The sequence below is a fragment of the Apilactobacillus micheneri genome, assembly GCF_006493595.1.
Lineage (GTDB): Bacteria > Bacillota > Bacilli > Lactobacillales > Lactobacillaceae > Apilactobacillus > Apilactobacillus micheneri.
Genome location: NZ_QUBI01000003.1, coordinates 40,730 through 61,278 on the forward strand (window position 1 = coordinate 40,730; position 20,549 = coordinate 61,278).

Genomic DNA, 20,549 nt, shown 5'->3' on the forward strand with positions numbered 1-20,549 from the left:
AATTAACGCTTCCTTTCGTTAGGCTTACGCATTGGGGTAAACTTTGTTTTTTGTTGATTAGTATGTTTCTTAGGGAATAATTGCTTAAACAAATTATCTGATATTTTTTTACGATTATCAATCATATACTTTTGCGAATTCAAAGGTTTCTTATCATTTCTAACGTGGGTCCAAGTATCATCAGAATGTAACTGTCTAGCTTTAACGTTATCATTCCATAGAATTTTATAAATATTGATCAAATGTTTTCTAATATCATCATTTAAAACCGGGAACATTAATTCTACTCGACGACTTAAATTGCGATTCATTAAATCGGCACTTGATAGGAATACTTTTTCATCCCCATCAGCATAGAAATAATAGAAACGGCGATGTTCTAATAATTGTCCAACGATTGAATGGACCGTAATATTGTCAGAGACTCCTGGAATACCCACTCGTAAATTACAAATCCCTCTTACAATTAAGTGGATTTCAACTCCAGCAGCACTAGCCTCGTACAACTTTTCAATCATTTGCGTATCAGATAAGGAATTCATTTGCATTTGAATTAATCCTTTTTTACCCATTTTAACGTTTTCAATTTCCTTATCAGTCATATGCATTAAGTAATTACGAATCCCATCAGGTGAAATCGATAAATCATTGAAATATGGTGGTTGAGAAAAACCAGATAGCATATTAAAGATGTTGGTAGCATCAACACCAATTTGTTGGTTACAAGTTAATACTCCCATATCAGTATAAAGCTTAGCAGTAACATCATTATAGTTACCGGTTCCCATATGCATGTAACGTTTAATCCCATTTTCTTCTTGTCTAACGACCATGGCCAACTTACAATGTACCTTCAAACCAACTAATCCGTAAATTACATGACAACCTACTCGTTCTAGTTCATCAGCCCAATGTAGGTTGTTAGCTTCGTCAAAACGTGCTTTCAATTCCACTAACACGGTAACTTGTTTACCATTTTGGGCGGCTTCTTTAAGTGCTTTAATAATTGGTGATTTAGCAGAAACACGGTAAATAGTCATCTTAATAGCCAATGTTTGCTTATCATGGGCTGCTTGACTAATAAAATCCATAACTGGTTGAAAAGAATCATAAGGATGACTAACAAAAATATCATTCTTAGATATAGCTTCAAACATAGTTTGATTGCGTAAGACTTTAGGCATATATGGTGTGAATTTTTCAAATAATAAATCTTTATGACCGTTAACTTGTTTGATTAATTTGTTAACACAATTTAAATCAATTGGCCCATCAACTACATATAAACCTTCCTTATCGATATTATATTCACTTAGTAATAAATCTAAAATTTGATGACTCATACCAGCTTCAACTTCCAAACGCATTACTGGTCCAAATTCACGTTTTCTTAGATCATGCTTAATTTCTTTCATTAAATCAGATGTATCTTCATCGGCTTCAACATCCATATCACGAGTAATTCTAAAACAAGCCATATCATGAGCTCGATAGCCAACAAAAAGTTCATTGATAAAGTATTTAATAACTTCTTCTAATAAAATAAAATCATTTTCTGCTCCTGGAAGTTTAATAACTCTTGGACAAGCATCTGGAACTTGGACGGTCGCAAATGATTCATCTTTTGCATCATCGTTTTTAGTAATCATTAATCCAATATTCAAAGTATTATTCGCTAAGAAAGGAAATGGCCTGGATGAATCAACAGCCAATGGCGTTAAAACTGGATAAAGATTCTGATGAAAGTATTCATCTAAAAAGTTTCTCTGACGTTGAGTAACCTGACTCATTTTTACAATATTAATATTTTCACGTGATAACTTAGGCAATAGCTCATTGAAAAGAATGGAATATTGATTTCTAACTAATTCATGCACTTTATGTGAAATGCCACTTAATTGTTCGGCAGCAGTAAGGCCTGCCGAATCAGTCCCCTCATAACCTACAGAAATTAGTTTATGCAAAGAAGCAACTCTAATATTAAAGAATTCATCAAGGTTACTTTGGGTTATCCCAAGAAATCTCAATCTTTCCAATAATGGATTAGTAGGATCATTAGCTTCTTCAAGAACTCGTTTATCAAAATCAACCCAACTTAATTCACGACTATTAAAGTATTCTGGTTTGTTGAAACTCATTGTCTAATCTCTCCTTTTAAAATAGGTTTGATGCCAAATACAGATTCAAAGAAAGCCCCTTTTCGTTTTAAGTTAAGGTTTTCTAACGTTAATTCATCATCAGTAGTTACATAAATAATTAATTTAGTTGGATCATCTAAATTAATATCAATTGTTCTAATTTTTTGTAATCGACTAGCGTCTAGTGAATCGGCAATTCTTAAAATGGCTGCTAGCTTAATAACGACCATTCGATCTGAAATGCTGAGCTTATCTAACATTTTAAATATCGATGAAGTTGCTGAATGACTGTGATATCTAGAAATCATTGCAACCATTATTAATTCAATGTTAGATAAACCTAGTATTTCTGAATTTTTAATTACATATTCAGAATGTGCATAATGATTATAACTATTTACAAAGTTTCCTACATCATCAACAATTGTTGAAACTTGCAATAATAGTCTTTGACGATCATCTAAGCCATGAATATCTTCCAAACTATCAAAAAGTTTTAATGCAAATTTTTCAACCATTGCTTGATGCGTAGGTTCAACGTTATATTGTTTGGCCATATTTCTAGCAGAAACTAAAGTTTGATTATTCAACATTTGTTGAATATTATTTTCCTGTTTATCTTCAATCAATTCACAGGTCAAACCATCAATAAACTTCAAGTTCGATAACCATATTTTCTTAACTGATAATCGATCTAATAATTCATGAATAATCGTAACTAATGGAACAACTTGTGATAGATCATTTTCATCTATCTTATAACGACGTGTTAATTCTTGATTATTTACTCGACGCATCTTGTGATATAAGACATCAAAATCATTCATTGTTAATTTATCAGTATCTTTATGAGTTCCGAAAAGTAATTTTAGAATCGTTACTGATGAACCTAATAAAATAACATTTTTGGTTGATGCAATATTGGGTAGTAATCTAACGAATTCTAGTAATTGACTATCAATATAATCATGAAGAACTTCATTAAAGTTAGCAATATCTGGTTTAACATCACTCATTGCCTCATAAACTCTTAAAGGTCCTAAGTTTAATGTTTTTGAGTACATAAATTCACCATTTTTATAACCCATTAGTTCAATATTTCCTGAACTAATATCAATCAATAATGTATTATCTTTAACTATTTTCTTAAAATCTTTTAGATAAAAATTAGTGGCTAAATTACGGTACAAAGATTCTTGGCTTTGACTAATCCAATTAATCTCAAAATTAGTTCGTTTTTGAAGTTGATCACGGACAAATTCAGAATTACGTGCTTCATGGAATGCATTAGTTGCAAAGAATTGATAATCAGATACTCGATAATCAAGTAATAAATTTTTTACAACTTCTAATGAAGAAACAATTTCATTAACTGTGTCTCCAGCAATAAATCGATCAGAGAACACATCTTCTCCTAAGTCAATGTCATAGTGAGCGTTCTCAATTAATGATGCATGATTGATATCAACAATTTGCACATAAATATTTTGCGATCCCATCACAATTACGGCTGAAAAATTATATTCATTTGGCATCTATAAGCCTCCTGTTATTATAAAATGTACAATCCATTTTATCATATTATTTTTATAAATATATAAAAAATAGATTAGGCTCACTTAAAAACCTGATCTATCAATAATTAATTAAAATAATGGATTGCCACTAGCTGTTTTTACATCTTCAACATTTTTTTCAATAATATCCCAATGTTCAGATAATTTATTGTTTTCTAAACGGTAAACGTCACAAACTTTATTAATATGACCATTATTTAATGTACATTTGAAAAATACATAAACATAATCATGATCAGCGCTAATATTAATAATATCAATCTTAGGATCCAACTTTAAAAAGAACTTAATAAATTCCATAAATCCAGATTTACCATTTTTCACCTCTGGGCTATGTTGAATGTAATTATCTTGCATTAAGTTATCTAAATTAGATAAATCTCCATTCATAAAAACTTCATCATAAAATTTTTGTACTACTTGTTTGTTATTCATTAAAAACTCTCCTTTACATTAGTATTACTTAAATAACATAACTGAAAAAAATAGTTTATGTAAGTAAAAATATTTTTCATTATTATTAAGGTTCTGTTACAGCAATTGCTATTGGTTAATAATGCCGTTATGATAAATCTAATTATTAAGACATCGAGTATTAGTAAAGGAGTTAAATATGAAAAACGGATTCATTAAAACAGCTATTTTTACATTTGCTAGTGCAATATTATATAAACTTTCCAAAAAAAGTATGCAACTAAGAAAAGCTAACAAAGAAATCTATATGCCATCAAAAGAATTCTTTGTTGATAGTAATATTAATGGCAAAAAGATGGTTTTTCTGGGATCATCAATAACTCATGGACTAGCTTCTAAAGGAAAATCATTCGTTGATTTCTTAAATGTTGAACACGGCGTTAATACTATCAAAGAAGCCGTTAGTGGTACTACTTTAGCTGGTGAAGAAGAATCATCATATGTTTCAAGAATGAAAAATAATCTAAACACTGATGAAAATATTGATTTATTTGCTTGTCAATTATCTACTAATGATCAACGCAAGAAAAAACCAATTGGAAAAATTAGTGATTCATATGATTTAGAAGACTTCGATATTAATACAACAATTGGTGCAATTGAATACATCATCGAATATGTTCAAAAGAATTGGGATTGCCCTACTGTATTTTATACTTGCTTAAGAAAACCTGATCCTGGTTATGAATTACTACGTAATAAACTATTCGAATTACAAAAGAAATGGCATTTCGCAATCATTGATGTTTGGAACAATAAAGAAATTAAAAAGATGAATCATAATAATCCATACTTCATGGCTGATGATGCACATCCTACATGTGCTGGATATCGCTATGGGTGGACTCCACTTTTTGTGAAAAATCTAGATCAAATGTTTGCACTATAAAAAGGAAATGATAATATATCGTTTCCTTTTTATTTTTTATTAAAAAATAATTAAAAAACGCTTGCATTTAAATTAAAATATAGTAATATATTATCCAAGGAGATAAATAACCATCTCCTAAAAATAATTGCTCCATGGTTCAATGGTAGAACGGCGCACTGTTAATGCGAAGGTTGCTGGTTCGAGTCCAGCTGGAGCAGTTGGAGATATTATTTCTCTATTTTTCATAAATCTAATTTATTGCTCCATGGTTCAATGGTAGAACAGCGCACTGTTAATGCGAAGGTTGCTGGTTCGAGTCCAGCTGGAGCAGTTATAAAAAAAGAAAGGCTAGTCATTTTAGACTAGCCTTTCTTTTTATTTTATTCAAACACGGATTGATAAGTCCATCCCATTGTTTTACCTTCATATTGAACAAGGTAATAATGAGTATTCCAACCAACTTTCTTAGCTTCTCCAATGATCTTAACTTTCTTACCAGCCAAGTCTTGGACATTACCTAATGATTTATTATCAGCAAAATGACTACCTTTGACGTGTTCATTAAATTCGCCAGTAACATCTGCTTTAATTGTTTTTTCTTCGTTAGCACTCTTATAATCAATGTAATTTTCTACAGAATTAGATTTAATCCAACCCATGCTCTTACCATGACGAGTTACACGATAATAAACATCACCATTTTTAGTAACTCCCTTTTTGTTAGCAAAAAGAGTAGCTGCTTTATAATCTTTAACTAAATGTAGTCGTTTTCTAGACTTATAAGTTGTATCTTCACCTAAATGATTATAAAAGTTAAAGTTAGCATTATCTTTAACCGTAAGTTTTAAATTACTATTATAATATTTAACGCTACCTTGAGTTTTTACAGGTCTACTTTTTTTTTGGCTATCTGGAACTAATGTGTTTGTTGATTTGCTACTCGCACTATTATCTTTATTAGAAACTGGTAGTTCAACATTTCCAATGAACCAATCCTTACCTTTACCTAGTAAACTTGCATCAATCTTTTTACCTAATGCACTTGAATAGTGACGATCAGTATATTGCCACATTACACTTTTTAGTGAAGGTTTCTTACTTTGATATGCAGCAACCCAGTATCCATCATAATATTTCAATGCCTTAGCTGCATGTTGCAACATAAAGTGTTGATAGGAATAGAACAGAATCTTTTTACTACCAACTAATGGACGTAATGCTTGTACCCAAGCCTTAGTAGCATTATTAGAACTACCATGTTTTACTGAAGCCATTTCATAATCATTAACATAAAATTTAGCATTAGGTGCTAATTTATATAGGTGCTTAGCTTCACTTTTAGCAGCGCCTGCACTTGAATATCTACTAAATGAGTAAACACCATAAGGTAATCCGTACTTTTCTAATAGCTTACGATTGTTGTTAAAAGTTTTATCTCGGTATGAACTACCATATTGAACTCTTAAAATCACAAATGGAACTTCATGTTTTAATTTTTTCACTTTTTTAGCAGTGAAATTACCTTGCCATTCGGATAGATCATAAACTCGATTACTACTTGCATTTGCTTTATGTGTATTAGCAAAACCTACACAAAATAACAATGCAAATAAAGTTGCCAACATTAGAAATATTGACCTCTTTTTAATCAATATAATTCACCCCTATTTATTCTTCTCTAATATCAATACTAACTAGTAGTATAACGGGTAAATATTGCAAGAATGATATGACAACATTACAAAATATAACAATTTTGTTATTTAAAAATGAGTTAAATCCCTAGAATAGCATCAAAAATCCTTTGTGGCAGTATTATATTAGCGCTTGAAATTTTACGTTTATTGATATTTTGTCGACGTAATAATGCTTGCTTTTTTGAGATACTTTTTTTCTCACCACTAACAGCAGCATTTTTCCTAAGTGGTGGAATATCTACTCTAGCAATTACACGTCCTTCTACATATGCTTGTACTGGAATTGGATATAGTTTTTTAGGCATAACGTATTTTAATTTATGCACAATTGATTGTGCCAATTGACTGGCATTATTTCTATGAACAATAAATGTTAATGCATCAACTGGCGAATAATTAACATCAATAGAAATTTTAACAATATCAGAAACTTTATATTCTAAAAATTTGGTATCAAAAGTAGCATAACCATGTGATATTGATTTCAATTTATTGAAAAAATTATAAGCAATTTCTGCAACCGGTAATTCATAAGTTAATTCTACTAGATTTGAATCATTATCCATAGTTATTAAAATTCCTCGACTTTGATTAGCCAAATCCATAACTTTACTCATTGAGCTTGAGGGTACTTTCATTTTTACTTCATCATATGGTTCTTCAATTGAATTAATTTTAGAAAAGTTAGGCATTTTCGCCGGATTATCAATATTATTAATTGCCTCATTTCCATTTAAAATAACACGATAATTTACATTAGGATTAGTAACAATTACAGATATATCAAAATCATTAATTAATCTTTCACGCACAATTTGCAAATGAAACATTCCTAAAAATCCACAACGAAATCCTTGTCCAAGGGAATCAGAATTATCTTCTGTGTAATATAATGAAGAATCATTAAGTGATAATTTTTCAATTGCCATCTTCAAATCATCATAATTAGAATTTTTTGGATAAATTCCAGCATAAACAACCGAACGAACTGGTTTATAACCAGGAACAGCATGAATGGTTGGTTCTAATTTGCTAGTGATCGTATCTCCTACACGAACTCCTTTAGGATCTTTGATTCCAGTAACTATATATCCAATATCACCAGAATGTAATTCTTTAACTGGCTTTAAAGAAGGTGTAAATATTCCTATTTCATTGTTTTCAAATGATTGATTATTAGACATAAATTTTAATTTTTGGTTTGCTCTTAACTTACCATCATAAATTCTTACATAAGCAATAATTCCTTTATAAGAATCATAAATAGAATCAAATATTAAGCTTTTTAATGGAGCATCTATATCTCCATTTGGTTGTGGAATTTCTTCAACTATAGATTCTAAGACTTGATCAACATTTAGCCCCGTTTTTGCAGAAATATGCAAAATATTCTTTTCAATTAAGCTATCATCTAAATCATAAATTTGTTGTTCACACATATCTATTTGTGCATTTTTATTATCAACTTTATTAATGACCGGAATAACTGGTAAATGATTAGCTTTAGCAATTTTATAGTTAGCAACCGTTTGGGCTTGTACACCCTTAGTAGCATCAACCAATAATATAACTCCATCACTAGCTGATAAACTCTTCGATACTTCATATGAAAAGTCTACATGTCCAGGAGTATCAATTAAATTCAATTCATAAGTCTGACCATTTCTATCATGGTATAAATTTCTTACGGTTCTTGATCTAACAGTCACTCCATGACTTTTTTCAACATCCATATCATCCAAAATTTGGCTTTCATGATTTCTAAAACTTACAGTATCAGTTATTTGCATAATCTTATCTGATAAAGTGGATTTACCATGATCAATATGTGCAATAATCGAGAAATTTCTAATATTTCTTTGTTCCATTTTTATTACCCCTTATCTTTTAATAATCCATCAAGATAAAAACTAAAAGTTTCAATAGAATCATCAAAAACATTAACTTTAAAATTAACAAAATCATCTTTTATGGGTTCTTGATTAAATGCATCCAGCCCTGACAAATTAATCAGTCCACTAATAATGCTGCTTTGAATAATAAAAATTTTATTGGCTTGACTAATACTAATTTTAGGAAATAAATCATGAATTCTTTTAGATAATTGTTCATGAATAAAATAAAGATCTTTTCGTCCATCAATGGTTTGATCACGAGAAGCTTTATTTTCCAAAATTGGCCCCCTTAAAGCATTTAATTTAATTAAAGTAAAATGTTTTTGAATCAAATCTTCTGTTGAATTTAATAAAAAATTTTTTAGTTCTTTGATAGTATTAATTTGCTTTTCATTTAATTGGCTTAATAATCGATTAAAAAAATTTGCATACCCAACTAGTAATAAATGCATAAAAATATTTTCTTTAGTTTTGTAGTAATTAAATAATGTACCTTTTGCAACGTTAGATTTTTTGGCAATTTCATTCATAGAAATTTCTGCAAATGGCTTTTCTTGAAATAAATTTAATGCAACATTAGAAATCAATGTTGCTTTTTGTTTTTTTTGATCATTAGTTCTAGCGTTCATTTTATTTTCTCCTATTTTATTTTTATATATTATTGACCATCGGTCATTATTTGTCAAATGAAAAATTAATACGAAAATGCAACACTTTTATGCATTTTGATGATTGTATATTTTTGTATCGTCAATATAATGGTTGTTACAATCTTATATATAGGGAATTGAAAGGAGTGTTCAGATGTCCTTCTTAGAATTAAAGAACATCCAAAAGTCCTACTATTTAGGAAAAGATGAATTCAAAGTCTTAAAAGGTATTGATGTAGCGTTTAACAAAGGTGAAATGATTTCCATCTTAGGTGAATCTGGTGGTGGTAAATCAACCTTAATGAATATTATTGGTGGCTTAGATAGTAAATATTCTGGTGATGTTTTACTAAACGGTAAATCTTTAAAACATGAAACTGATAAACAATTAGACGAATATCGTCGCAATACAATTGGTTTTATTTTTCAAAGTTTTAATCTAATTAGTCATTTAACACTTCTAGATAATGTAATGGTGCCATTAGAAATGACCACATTATCAAAGAGTGACCAACGTAAAAGAGCTGAAGAATTACTAACCAAGGTTGGTTTAAAGGAACATATGCATAAACATCCCAACCAATTATCTGGTGGACAAAAGCAACGTGTTTCAATTGCTCGTGCGCTAGCTGGTGATCCAGAAATGTTAATTGCTGATGAGCCAACAGGAGCTTTAGACCCACAAAATACTGAAGAAATTCTTCAAATCCTAGAAGATATCGCCAAAGAAGGTAAACTAGTCTTAACTGTTACCCACTCAGATAAAGTTGCCGCATATGGAACTCGGATTGTACACATGACTGACGGTAAGATTGATCAAGATAAAAATCTGCGTGATAAATTCCCAGAACAACAAGATGAAACTTTAGAATCCAAATCTTTATCATTTGGTTCTACCCTAAAAATGACTTGGGACAATTTAAAATATAATTTAAAACGTAATTTATTAATTATCTTCGGTGGAATGATTGGAATTTTCTCCGTTATTTTCATGCTTGGTTTAGGAAATGGAGTTCGTGGTTATATTAATCATGAAATCTACTCACAAGTAAATCCTAATAGTGTGCAAATTGAACATAAAAATTCAAATGATCATTCATCATTTAAAGAATCTGATATTAATCGAATTAAAAATGTTAAAGATATTTCTTCTGCTGAAAAGGGATATGATTCGAGTGGTATTCAATTTAAATATGGTAAAAAGAACGCGCAAAGTCAAATGTTAACAACCAGTGCTTCTACCATTAATAGTAGTAATATCAAAAAAGGTACTACTCCTAAAGATAATGAAGTACTAATTAATAAAACAACTGCACAAAGTTTAAATAAAAATGATTATAAATCATTAGTTGGTAAAAAAGTTCAAACTACTTTTACTGCTCAAAAAGATGGTCGTCCATTCCCAGTAACCAAGAATTTTAAGATTGCTGGAATCTATGATTCACAATCTCCTCTTGTAGTAACTACTTACAATACTGTTAAACAAGCATTAGCTGATAACAAGATTAAGATGACCACTACCTTTATTGATGCCAAAATTAAAGGTGGCGTTGGTAATGTTACTCCCGTACAAAACAAGATTAATGCTATGAAAGTTAATAATAAAAAAGCATACAGTGTTTCTGGTGCTGGATCAATTGTCTCCACTCTAAACACTTATATCAACTTAGCTATTTATGTATTAGCTGCAATTGCTGGAATTTCATTATTAGTATCAGCAATTATGATTATTGTTGTCCTTTACATCAGTGTTGCTGAACGTACTAAAGAAATCGGGATTCTTCGTGCACTCGGTGCAACCAAGAGTAGCATTAGAATGTTATTCGTATCTCAAGCAGTACTATTAGGAATCTTCTCATCAGTCATATCCGTTATAGTTGGTTACTTATTACAATTTGGTATTAATTCTGCTGTTGATGGAGCAATCGGATACTCAATCATTCAAATTACTCCTGGCAATGCAATTTTTGGAATTGTAATCTCAATCATTATTAACTTATTGGCTTCAATTTTACCTGCAAATAAAGGTGCTAAATTAGATCCAATTGAAAGTTTAAGTGCTGAATAAAAAATAAAGGATGCTCATTCGAGCATCCTTTTTATATTACATACCACATATCTTTATTTATGAAATTATATATATAATCTTTAGAATAGTCTTCAAAATTGTGAACCCAAAATGAAATCAGTCCAATTGCTTCGACTGCACAATAAAAAGCAAATATTTTCTTTCTTTTGTCATCAAAATTATCTGGATTCTTATCCAAAGATTTTCTAATAATGGATTCAAAAAAATGAACTAATTGAAAATTAAATTCAAAATCACCCTTTTCACTTAATAAAAATGACAATAATTTATGATTATTTTCAATAACATTTAAAAATGAACGGATAAATATATCTTGAGGTTTACCTCGTTTTAATTCTTCATTACTACAATTATTGAAAATATTATATTTAATTTTAATTGCATTTAAAATATTAGATTCAATGAAATTAATCAGAGCAAACTTATCTTCAAAATAACGATAAAAAGTACTACGATTAATGTTAGCATTTTTAATAATATCACTAACTGTTACTTTTTCTAACCCCTTAGCTTCTGCAATCATAATCATACTATTGATAATGATTTGCCTTGTTTGCTGTCTTTTAGCTTCATAATTAGACATTATAAATCACTACCTTAAACAAATGGATTATAAAATCTACCGCCATCCATTTTCATAAATAAAATTCCTATAACCACGATGAATAATGATAATAAAATTGTTCCATAATCTTTTTTAGTAAATTTACGATTCATATACCAAGTACGATGTTTATTTTTACCAAATCTACGCAATTCCATTGCCTGACTAATTGTTTGGATTTTATCTAAACTAGATAAAATTAACGGAATTAAAATCTGTGTAGTTCCCTTTAAACGACTAAATAATTTTCCCTTTTTAGAAATCTCATAGCCACGTGCTTGTTGCGCTAGACTGATTTCTTTAAAGTCATTTTGTACATCAGGGATATATCTTAATGATAATGAAAGTGAATAACTTAAACGATAAGAAACCCCAATTTTGTTTAAACTTGAAGAAAATTCACTTGGATTAGTTGTAATTAAAAAGATTAATGAAATTGGTACCGTTACTAAATATTTTAAACCTAAGTTCAATTCATAAAATAATTGCTCCTTAGTAATAGTAAAATAGCCTAAATTGATTAATACATGTCTAGTTCCATATAATGCCGCACCATGATTAGGTGAAAATACAAAGACCATTACTAAATTTAATACTGCAAAAACAACAATTAATTTCACTACGAATTTAATTTGTGACCATTTAATTTGTGATTGTTTAAATGCAAAGATAGATAATAATAATACTAAGAAAATAAAGCGATAATCATAACTAATCATCGCAATAATTGAAACTAAAATAAAAAAGATTAATTTACTAGTCCCAGTTAATCGATGCACCCAAGTATCATTATGATCATATCCGAATAAATTACTATTCATGTTGGTTATCTCGCTCCTTGCTAATTAGGTAATTTGAAAAATCATTATAATTAACATTAAAGCGTTTAGCTAAAATGCTTAAACTGGTTCTTTTTAAGTTGGCCTTAGCAAGTAGTGCTTCATCATCTAAAACTTTTTCAGGTGTATTATCACGCAAAATAGTTTGATCACCGATAACTAAGGTTCTAGTTGAATATTCAGCCATCAAATGCATATCATGGGTAATAAATATCATGGTTAAGCCTTGTTCTTGGTTTAATTGACTTAAGAAATTCATGATTTCAGTATAATGATAGTAATCTTGTCCCGCAGTAGGTTCATCCAAAATTAATAATTTAGGTGATAAAACTAACATACTAGCAATTGTTAATCGTTTCTTTTGTCCATAACTTAATGCTGAAATTGGCCAATGTCTAAATGGATATAAATTACATACTTTTAGCGCATGATCAACTTTTTCTTTAATTTGTTCTTTAGGATAATGTCTTAATTTTAGCCCCAATGCTACTTCATCATAAATCATTACTTTACTAATCATTTTGTCTGGATCTTGCATAATATACCCAATATCATCAGCACGTTCTTTAATGGATTTATTCAAAAGATTGTCACCATTAAAAGTAATTTCTCCAGCATCAGGTTGTAAAAAGCCAACGATTAATTTACTTAATGTGGTTTTTCCAACCCCATTTTTACCAACTAAAGAAATCATATCACCTTTTTGAATATCAACATTCAAATTATTAAAAATCACTTTTTTGTCATAAGCAAAATTCAATTTTTTAATTGATAGAATATCAGCTGACGCATTGTATTTACTAATTGATTTAGCCTTTGCACTAACTTGTTCAATTCGATCTGCAACACCTGGTCCATCAACAGCTTCAACTGAATCAATATCATGTAATTTATTTAGATCAATTCCAATACTTTTAAGCGCTTCAATATATAAGGGCTCTCTAATCCCATATTGATTTAAGATATTCTGCTTTAAAAGTTCTGCCGGATTATAAATTCCAACAATCTCGCCATCATTCATTAAAATAATTTTATCAACATCTTTAGTCAATGATTCTTCTAGACGATGTTCAATAATAATAATGGTATTTTTCAATTCATTATGTAACTCTTGCAATAGTTGAATTGATTCACTACCTGCCATAGGATCCAAAGCAGCCAGCGGTTCATCCAATAATAAAATTGGTGCATCATCGACTAATAATCCGGCTAAACCAGTACGTTGCTTTTGTCCACCTGATAAACTATTAGGTGCTTGTTTTAATAAATTATTGATTGATAATTTTTTAGACCATTGATTTACCTTGGTTTGCATTGTTTGATTATCAAAGCAATCGTTTTCCATCCCAAAAGCAATATCTTCAGCAACCGTTAAACCTACAAACTGATCATTAGAATTTTGTAGTAGAGTTCCCACTTTTAATGAAGTGTCAAATATTGACATATCTTTGGCATTTTCACCATCAATATATATTTCACCAGATAAATCGCCACGAAAATTTTCTGGAATGACACCATTAATCAAATTGCCAAGTGTTGATTTCCCAGAACCTGATGGACCCACTACTAAAACTTTTTCGCCCTCATTAATTTGCAGATTAATATTTTTTAAAGTAGGCTCTGCTTGGGCATTATAACGAAAAGTAACGTTCTTAAATTCAATCATTGTTTTTGTCATAATCTATTCCTTTTTTAAACTACCTTTTTCGACTTTAGTTGAAGCATACATAACTAATAAAATCGTTCCAATTACTCCAGTGGAAATACTGTTAGTAATTGAAGAAATAATTCCTTGTAAATAAACTTTATTGCTAGGTTCTGAATAAATTAATACATCCCCTGTAGGTGCAAGCAAAGACCAACCAATAATATTAATTAAAATTTGATAAATATTATAAATAACTAACTTCTTAAAACCAATTTTACCGTCAGCTAATACGATATATTTTTTTAGTAATCCAATCGCAAAACCAATAAATCCAGTTGTAAATACCCAAGTCCACCATGGGGCACCAAACTGGGTAAAATCAGATAAAGAATGGCCAAAGAATCCAACAAATAATCCAACAATGGGACCAAACATAATGGATATAAAACCTAAGAAACCATAGGAAGTATCAATATTAGTGTTAGGAATTCCTGAAGGAATTGAAACATATCTTTTTAATAAAAATAAAATTGCGGTTCCGATACCAATCGCAACCACACTTTGAACACTTAATTTTTTTCTGTGCATATTTTAAACCTCATTTTATATGTAATTATGTAATTATTATAACAGCTCTACTTGTAAAAAATAATTAATTTTTTAATTATCATGTTTATAAGTCTTTAATAACAGCCTCTTTACTATCATTGTTCATTGTAGAAATGTTATTATTATATGTAAATAAAATATTTAGGGAGTGAATCAAATGCTTGCACAAGCTGACAATCCTAGCGTATTTACTAAATACCTTGAAGGATTTAAGTGGGATGAAATTCTACGCAACATCACTGACATTTTGATTGACTTAGTTTTAATTTCTATTTTCTTTTTAATTATAAGAGTAATTGGTAAAGCTATTATTAATCGTTTATTTAGTAACTATGCGAATAAGGAACATAGTAATATTTCATCTAATCGAATGAAAACCTTACATTCATTATCCATGAATGCTTATATTTATATGTTAGTATTCTTTTGGATTTATTCTGCATTAACTATTATTGGAATTCCAATTGGTACTCTATTAGCTGGTGCTGGATTATTCTCAGTGGCTATTGGTCTTGGTGCTCAAGGTCTTGCTAGTGATATCATTAATGGATTCTTTATTCTTTTTGAAAAACAAATTAATATTGGTGATTACGTAACCATTGGGGATGTAACTGGTACTGTTTCTGAATTAGGCTTAAGAACTACTAAAATTAGAAGTAATAATGATGCTTTGAATTTTATTCCTAATCGTAATATCACAAGTATCAGTAACATGTCTAAGGAACGCATGAAAGCTGAAATTAATATTCGTGTTAACCCTGATACACCAATTACCAAAGTTATTAATGTTATGAAGGATATCAACAAGGAATATGTTCCAAAAACTAAGGGTATCATTGATGATCCTCAATTATTAGGAACCGTTGATATGGGTGATGGTACCATCGCAGTTAAGGAATACATTCCAACAACTGATGAAACTAGATTCGATGTTCAATTCGAATTCTTACAATTATACCTAGAAGCAATTAAAGCTGCTGGGATTACATTACCCAATAATAAAGTTATTTCTGATATTTCAAAAGGATAATATAAACAAAAAGAATGCCTATCATAAGGCATTCTTTTTTATTTAATGGAATGACGAATATTATCTAAAACCTTTTGTTGTAACTCATTAAAATAATGTGATTTTAAATAGACTAAATTAGTCACGAACTTAGGCATATTATCATCTTCTAATTTCAATCTGACCACACTATCAGGATAATTAACGAACGAGTTAAAGAAACCAATTCCCACATCATTAGATATTAAATTCATAATATTATTGGTTTCATTAGATCGTAAAATAATATTGGGATGCATCCCATTCTTCTTAGTCAATTGGCGAAATGATTCATTTTGGACAAATCCTTGCTTAAATAAAATAAAATCTTCATGTTTTAAATCACTGAATTTAATTGATGATTGTTTTGCCAAATGATTATCTTTGGATACATAGACATAAAAAGGAATTTGGTCAATTTCTTCAGTTTCAATCCGAGCATCTTCCATCGGATTAATTGAGCCAATTAATGCTATATCTAATTCACCACTCTTTAATGCATCTAAAGTCGTTTCAGATCCATATTCAAAAGTATTAATGTTACCCAATAATTTTTCTTCCTTTAAATGTTGTGCAATTTTAGGGAAATATCTTGTTTCAATAATTGGTGGTAATCCAATTGAGATTTTATTTGATTTTAAGTTTTCAATATTTTGCTTAGCTACTTCAAAATGACGAATAATTGCTCGTGCATGTTTTAATAATTGTTTTCCACTATCAGTAACAATTAATTCCCCATGCGTACGATGTCTGATAATGAGCTTAGCATCCATTTCTTTTTCTAATCGTTTTAGCGCAAAAGTAATAGTTGGTTGACTAACATTAAATTCTTCTGCAACTTTTGAAAAAATTTTTATTTCTGTTAAGCTTATAAAATATTCGAGGTCTCTAGTATTCATTTTAACCACCTTTAATTATTGATATAACGGTATTCATTTTTTACATATAAATTATTTTTATTATAACACTAAGTTTTGACTATCAAAAAACTATGTATTATTATCAATGTATTAATTAAGAAAAGAGGTATGTACTATGACTATGGGATACAATATTTTAAATGACCCATTCAAGAATAAGGGTACTGCATTTACTAAAGAAGAACGTAAATCTTTAGGATTAGAAGGATTACTTCCTCCATATGTACAAACTTTACAAGAACAAGTAGATCAAACATACGCACAATTTCAATCAAAACCATCTGATTTAGAAAAACGTGTTTTCTTAATGCAAATTTTCAATGAAAACAGAGTTCTATTCTACAAACTATTTTCACAACACGTTGTAGAATTCATGCCAATTGTTTATGATCCAACAATTGCTGAAACTATTGAAAATTACAGTGAACTATTCGTTCAACCACAAAACGCAACTTTCTTATCAATTGATGATGATTTAGATACTATTAAAACTTCATTGAAAAATGCTTCAGCTGGTCGTGACATTCGTTTAATCGTTGTTACTGATGCTGAAGGTATTTTAGGAATTGGTGACTGGGCTACTAATGGTGTTGATATCGCTGTTGGTAAACTAATGGTTTACACTGCCGCTGCTGGCATTGATCCTAGCCAAGTACTTCCAGTTGTTTTAGATGCTGGTACTAATAACAAAGAACTATTAGACGACCCTATGTATCTAGGTAATCGTCATGAAAGAGTTTATGGCGAAAAATACCATAAATTTGTTGATACTTTTGTTGAAGATGCTGAAGAATTATTCCCAGAAATGTACTTACATTTTGAAGACTTTGGTCGTGGTAACGCTGCTGAAATTTTAGATCGTTACAAAGATAAATACACTGTTTTCAACGATGATATTCAAGGAACTGGAATCATTGTCTTAGCAGGTATTTTAGGTGCTCTAAATATTTCTGGTGAAAAAATGACCGACCAAGTTTACCTTTCATTTGGTGCTGGTACTGCTGGAACTGGAATTGTTTCTCGTGTTTATGATGAATTCATCCAACAAGGGATGGATCCAAAAGAAGCTAAAAAACACTTCTACTTAATAGATAAGCAAGGTCTACTATTTGATGATGACGAAACATTAACTCCTCAACAAAAACCATTCGCTCACAAACGTGATGAATTTGAAAATCCTGATGAATTAACAAATCTTGAAGCAGTTGTTAAAGCTGTTCACCCTACTATTTTGGTTGGTACATCCACTCAACCTGGTAGCTTTACTCAAGATATTATTAAAGAAATGGCTGCTCACACTGAACGTCCAATTATCTTCCCAATTTCTAACCCAACTAAGTTGGCAGAAGCTAAAGCTGAAGATTTACTAAAATGGACTGATGGAAAAGCATTAATCGGTACTGGTATTCCAGTTAAAGATGTTGAATACAATGGCACCACCTATCAAATTGGTCAAGCTAATAATGCATTAGTTTACCCAGGTCTAGGTTTAGGTGCAATTGCATCCACTGCAACTGTACTAGACGATGAAATGATTTCTGCAGCTGCCCACTCACTTGGTGGTATTGTTGACACTGACAAACCAGGTGCTGCTGTCTTACCTCCAGTATCTAAGTTGGATCAATTCTCAACTACTGTAGCTAAGGCTGTTGCCGATAGTGCTGTAAAACGTGATTTAACTCGTGAAAAGATTGATGACGTTGATAAAGCCATCGAAAATACTAAGTGGGATCCTGAATACTAGTAAGTATTAATTCTAAGATTATATTTAAAAATCCGCTGATTATTAATTAATCAGCGGATTTTTTATTGATTAATTTTAAAACTGGATAGCGATATTTATATCCTAAATTAGTTTTTAAAATTTTATATTTTTCAATCTTACAAAATAAAGAAGTTGTCCCATTAGGTAATCTATTATGATTTAAAATGATAAAATACAATTGATTATGATTATCAGAAACAGTTGCCTGTTTTGTGTTATCCTTAGTGAACTGTTGATTTACATAAACATTCTTTAAATTATAAGTTTGATTAATATATTTATTATTAGTTAAATCTTTATATGTAATATTCTTAGTGGGATTAATATCATGCGAATTTTTAAATTTTGCATGAAATAATAATCCAGCAAAATAAAATAATATAATTAATACTATTAACAACGTTAAAGTTATTTTTTTAAGTTTTATAAATATCATCCCTAGGTTAATTAAAATAAAAAAATATTTTTTGAAAGGAGTTAAATATCCTTAATTTAATCCATACTCATATTAGAGCAACGCTTGCTAAACATTTTACTGTAAATCATAGCATAAATCATGGATCTGGCAGCAATTTCAATAATCATCATGATCAACAAGCTAATATTATTGAAGCTATTATATTAATTATAATATTATTTTACTACTTAATTAAATTAAAAATGTATAGAACATTAGTAATAATGATACTATTAGTTTTATTAAGCCTATCTATGCTTCATTATTACGGGATATTATAAATGAATTATTATACAATATTAGTATATAAAATTATGAAAAGAGATGATTAATTCATGAAAATCAGTCAAAAAATAACCAACTTTTTTAATAAACATAGTCGGGTTCTAAAGGGTATATATATAATAGCAATTGTGATTTTAGTTGCTGTTGCTTTTAACTCAATTAGAAAACAAGTTGAATGGAACCAAATACTACACTCATTTGGTAGTTTAACAACTACCAAAATCGTTATGCTAATTACATTGGGATTATTATCGGTTGTTCCCATGGCAATCTATGACTACGAATATGTTAAACAAAGTCATAAACAATTTAAAGTATCAACTATTTTAGTCAACAGTTATGTAATCAACACAGTTACCAATTTAGCTGGTGGTGGTGGCCTAATTGGTGGCAGTTTAAGAACTTATTTATTTGGTAAAGTTAAAGATGTTAAACAAACAATTGTGCAAGTTTCACAAATTGCTTTATTTACTCTTACTGGATTATCAATGAATGCAATTATTGTGATTATCATGCATTTTTTCTTCCATATTAAATTAAACTTATTTTACTGGTTAGTTCTAATTGGATTTATTATTTATTTGATTACCTTAGTATTCTTTAGAGCTAAATCTTTAAGTCGTCATGACACTATTTTACTATTAACTGGATCATTCTTTGAATGGATTTGTTGTTTATCATTCTTTGTATCAATTGGTTTATTCTTAGATTATCATTTCAACATCCCATCTATTTACGCATTAGTTGCGATTGCTGGAATGATTGGAATTATTAGTTTTATTCCAGGGGGACTAGGAAGCTTTGATTCAATTATGGTTGCTGGAATGTCAACGAATGGCTTAAATGTTAATCAAGCATTGACTTGGCTAATTATTTATCGAGTAACTTATTATATTTTGCCCTTCTTAATAGGAATTACATTATATTTTGTTAAAGTTATTCATAATCAGTATATAAAAAAGGTCAGATCCTAAGATCTGGCC

General features: G+C 29.7%; 17 protein-coding genes and 2 tRNA genes. 7 read left to right on the plus strand and 12 right to left on the minus strand.

Translation table 11 applies throughout. From position 1 onward, the window contains the following. Positions 1–2: 2 nt before the first annotated feature. From DY123_RS03950 to DY123_RS03960, 3 genes are all read right to left on the minus strand, one after another. Positions 3–2,138 carry an RNA degradosome polyphosphate kinase gene (locus DY123_RS03950; RefSeq protein WP_105964223.1) on the minus strand — a complete coding sequence of 712 codons (2,136 nt, stop codon included), beginning with the start codon at positions 2,136–2,138 and terminating at the stop codon, positions 3–5. Beyond that, a complete protein-coding gene (locus DY123_RS03955; RefSeq protein WP_140936408.1) occupies positions 2,135–3,673 on the minus strand; it encodes a Ppx/GppA phosphatase family protein in 1,539 nt (512 codons plus the stop codon). Before DY123_RS03955 ends, DY123_RS03950 begins: the two co-directional genes overlap by 4 nt. A 111-nt stretch (positions 3,674–3,784) precedes the next feature. After that, complete coding sequence (locus DY123_RS03960) at positions 3,785–4,150, minus strand: nuclear transport factor 2 family protein (RefSeq protein ID WP_140936409.1); 366 nt, start codon at positions 4,148–4,150, stop codon at positions 3,785–3,787. A 178-nt stretch (positions 4,151–4,328) separates the two neighbouring features. Between DY123_RS03960 and DY123_RS03965 the strand changes: the two genes are divergently transcribed. From DY123_RS03965 to DY123_RS03975, 3 genes are all read left to right on the plus strand, one after another. Further along, entirely contained in the window at positions 4,329–5,078 is a 750-nt protein-coding gene (locus DY123_RS03965; protein ID WP_105964226.1) for an SGNH/GDSL hydrolase family protein, read from the plus strand. A 128-nt stretch (positions 5,079–5,206) separates the two neighbouring features. Continuing rightward, positions 5,207–5,278 (plus strand) — tRNA-Asn (locus DY123_RS03970). 41 nt (positions 5,279–5,319) lie between these two features. After that, positions 5,320–5,391 (plus strand) — tRNA-Asn (locus tag DY123_RS03975). Positions 5,392–5,440: 49 nt separating this feature from the next. Here the strand turns inward: DY123_RS03975 and DY123_RS03980 are convergent. The 3 genes from DY123_RS03980 to DY123_RS03990 form a co-directional block, all read right to left on the minus strand. Beyond that, positions 5,441–6,712 carry a GH25 family lysozyme gene (locus DY123_RS03980; protein WP_140925727.1) on the minus strand — a complete coding sequence of 424 codons (1,272 nt, stop codon included), beginning with the start codon at positions 6,710–6,712 and terminating at the stop codon, positions 5,441–5,443. A 122-nt stretch (positions 6,713–6,834) separates the two neighbouring features. After that, complete coding sequence (gene lepA / locus DY123_RS03985; protein WP_105964228.1) at positions 6,835–8,625, minus strand: translation elongation factor 4; 1,791 nt, start codon at positions 8,623–8,625, stop codon at positions 6,835–6,837. 5 nt (positions 8,626–8,630) lie between these two features. Continuing rightward, the gene (locus DY123_RS03990; protein WP_105964229.1) at positions 8,631–9,281 is read right to left on the minus strand and encodes a TetR/AcrR family transcriptional regulator; all 651 of its coding nucleotides are present in this window, start codon (positions 9,279–9,281) and stop codon (positions 8,631–8,633) included. Between the two features lie 175 nt (positions 9,282–9,456). Here DY123_RS03990 and DY123_RS03995 point away from each other — a divergent pair, with 175 nt between their 5' ends. Then, a complete protein-coding gene (locus DY123_RS03995) occupies positions 9,457–11,370 on the plus strand; it encodes an ABC transporter ATP-binding protein/permease (protein ID WP_105964230.1) in 1,914 nt (637 codons plus the stop codon). Positions 11,371–11,401: 31 nt separating this feature from the next. Here the strand turns inward: DY123_RS03995 and DY123_RS04000 are convergent, their stop codons facing one another. The 4 genes from DY123_RS04000 to DY123_RS04015 are packed head-to-tail and all read right to left on the minus strand — an operon-like array spanning position 11,402 to position 15,070. Next, on the minus strand, positions 11,402–11,974 hold the full coding sequence (locus DY123_RS04000; protein WP_105964231.1) for a TetR/AcrR family transcriptional regulator: 573 nt from the start codon (positions 11,972–11,974) through the stop codon (positions 11,402–11,404). 14 nt (positions 11,975–11,988) lie between these two features. Next, positions 11,989–12,816 carry an energy-coupling factor transporter transmembrane component T family protein gene (locus DY123_RS04005; RefSeq protein WP_105964232.1) on the minus strand — a complete coding sequence of 276 codons (828 nt, stop codon included), beginning with the start codon at positions 12,814–12,816 and terminating at the stop codon, positions 11,989–11,991. Beyond that, positions 12,809–14,512: an ABC transporter ATP-binding protein gene (locus tag DY123_RS04010; RefSeq protein ID WP_105964233.1), complete on the minus strand. Its 1,704-nt coding sequence runs from the start codon at positions 14,510–14,512 to the stop codon at positions 12,809–12,811. Before DY123_RS04010 ends, DY123_RS04005 begins: the two co-directional genes overlap by 8 nt. A gap of 3 nt (positions 14,513–14,515) precedes the next feature. Then, positions 14,516–15,070, minus strand: a complete 555-nt coding sequence (locus tag DY123_RS04015; RefSeq protein WP_105964234.1) for an ECF-type riboflavin transporter substrate-binding protein — start codon at positions 15,068–15,070, stop codon at positions 14,516–14,518. Between the two features lie 178 nt (positions 15,071–15,248). Between DY123_RS04015 and DY123_RS04020 the strand changes: the two genes are divergently transcribed. Then, positions 15,249–16,121 carry a mechanosensitive ion channel family protein gene (locus tag DY123_RS04020; protein WP_105964235.1) on the plus strand — a complete coding sequence of 291 codons (873 nt, stop codon included), beginning with the start codon at positions 15,249–15,251 and terminating at the stop codon, positions 16,119–16,121. A gap of 38 nt (positions 16,122–16,159) precedes the next feature. Here DY123_RS04020 and DY123_RS04025 read toward each other — a convergent pair whose 3' ends face one another. Continuing rightward, the gene (locus tag DY123_RS04025; protein ID WP_140925729.1) at positions 16,160–17,038 is read right to left on the minus strand and encodes a LysR substrate-binding domain-containing protein; all 879 of its coding nucleotides are present in this window, start codon (positions 17,036–17,038) and stop codon (positions 16,160–16,162) included. Between the two features lie 136 nt (positions 17,039–17,174). Here DY123_RS04025 and DY123_RS04030 point away from each other — a divergent pair, with 136 nt between their 5' ends. Continuing rightward, entirely contained in the window at positions 17,175–18,803 is a 1,629-nt protein-coding gene (locus DY123_RS04030) for a malolactic enzyme (protein ID WP_181398814.1), read from the plus strand. 46 nt (positions 18,804–18,849) lie between these two features. On the opposite strand, the gene DY123_RS04035 is transcribed toward DY123_RS04030, so the two are convergent. After that, positions 18,850–19,224 carry a hypothetical protein gene (locus tag DY123_RS04035; protein WP_105964236.1) on the minus strand — a complete coding sequence of 125 codons (375 nt, stop codon included), beginning with the start codon at positions 19,222–19,224 and terminating at the stop codon, positions 18,850–18,852. A gap of 392 nt (positions 19,225–19,616) precedes the next feature. Between DY123_RS04035 and DY123_RS04040 the strand changes: the two genes are divergently transcribed. Then, positions 19,617–20,540 (plus strand): lysylphosphatidylglycerol synthase domain-containing protein, encoded by a 924-nt coding sequence (locus tag DY123_RS04040; RefSeq protein ID WP_105964237.1) that lies wholly within the window; start codon positions 19,617–19,619, stop codon positions 20,538–20,540. Positions 20,541–20,549 lie beyond the last annotated feature (9 nt).

Excerpts from the sequence above, each read along its gene's own strand:
- DY123_RS03950 (WP_105964223.1), bottom strand. The coding sequence starts at position 2,138 with ATGAGTTTCAACAAACCAGAATACTTTAATAGTCGTGAATTAAGTTGG.
- DY123_RS03955 (WP_140936408.1), bottom strand. The coding sequence starts at position 3,673 with ATGCCAAATGAATATAATTTTTCAGCCGTAATTGTGATGGGATCGCAA.
- DY123_RS03960 (WP_140936409.1), bottom strand. The coding sequence starts at position 4,150 with ATGAATAACAAACAAGTAGTACAAAAATTTTATGATGAAGTTTTTATG.
- DY123_RS03965 (WP_105964226.1), top strand. The coding sequence starts at position 4,329 with ATGAAAAACGGATTCATTAAAACAGCTATTTTTACATTTGCTAGTGCA.
- lepA (WP_105964228.1), bottom strand. The coding sequence starts at position 8,625 with ATGGAACAAAGAAATATTAGAAATTTCTCGATTATTGCACATATTGAT.
- DY123_RS03990 (WP_105964229.1), bottom strand. The coding sequence starts at position 9,281 with ATGAACGCTAGAACTAATGATCAAAAAAAACAAAAAGCAACATTGATT.
- DY123_RS03995 (WP_105964230.1), top strand. The coding sequence starts at position 9,457 with ATGTCCTTCTTAGAATTAAAGAACATCCAAAAGTCCTACTATTTAGGA.
- DY123_RS04000 (WP_105964231.1), bottom strand. The coding sequence starts at position 11,974 with ATGTCTAATTATGAAGCTAAAAGACAGCAAACAAGGCAAATCATTATC.
- DY123_RS04005 (WP_105964232.1), bottom strand. The coding sequence starts at position 12,816 with ATGAATAGTAATTTATTCGGATATGATCATAATGATACTTGGGTGCAT.
- DY123_RS04010 (WP_105964233.1), bottom strand. The coding sequence starts at position 14,512 with ATGACAAAAACAATGATTGAATTTAAGAACGTTACTTTTCGTTATAAT.
- DY123_RS04015 (WP_105964234.1), bottom strand. The coding sequence starts at position 15,070 with ATGCACAGAAAAAAATTAAGTGTTCAAAGTGTGGTTGCGATTGGTATC.
- DY123_RS04020 (WP_105964235.1), top strand. The coding sequence starts at position 15,249 with ATGCTTGCACAAGCTGACAATCCTAGCGTATTTACTAAATACCTTGAA.
- DY123_RS04025 (WP_140925729.1), bottom strand. The coding sequence starts at position 17,038 with ATGAATACTAGAGACCTCGAATATTTTATAAGCTTAACAGAAATAAAA.
- DY123_RS04030 (WP_181398814.1), top strand. The coding sequence starts at position 17,175 with ATGACTATGGGATACAATATTTTAAATGACCCATTCAAGAATAAGGGT.
- DY123_RS04040 (WP_105964237.1), top strand. The coding sequence starts at position 19,617 with ATGAAAATCAGTCAAAAAATAACCAACTTTTTTAATAAACATAGTCGG.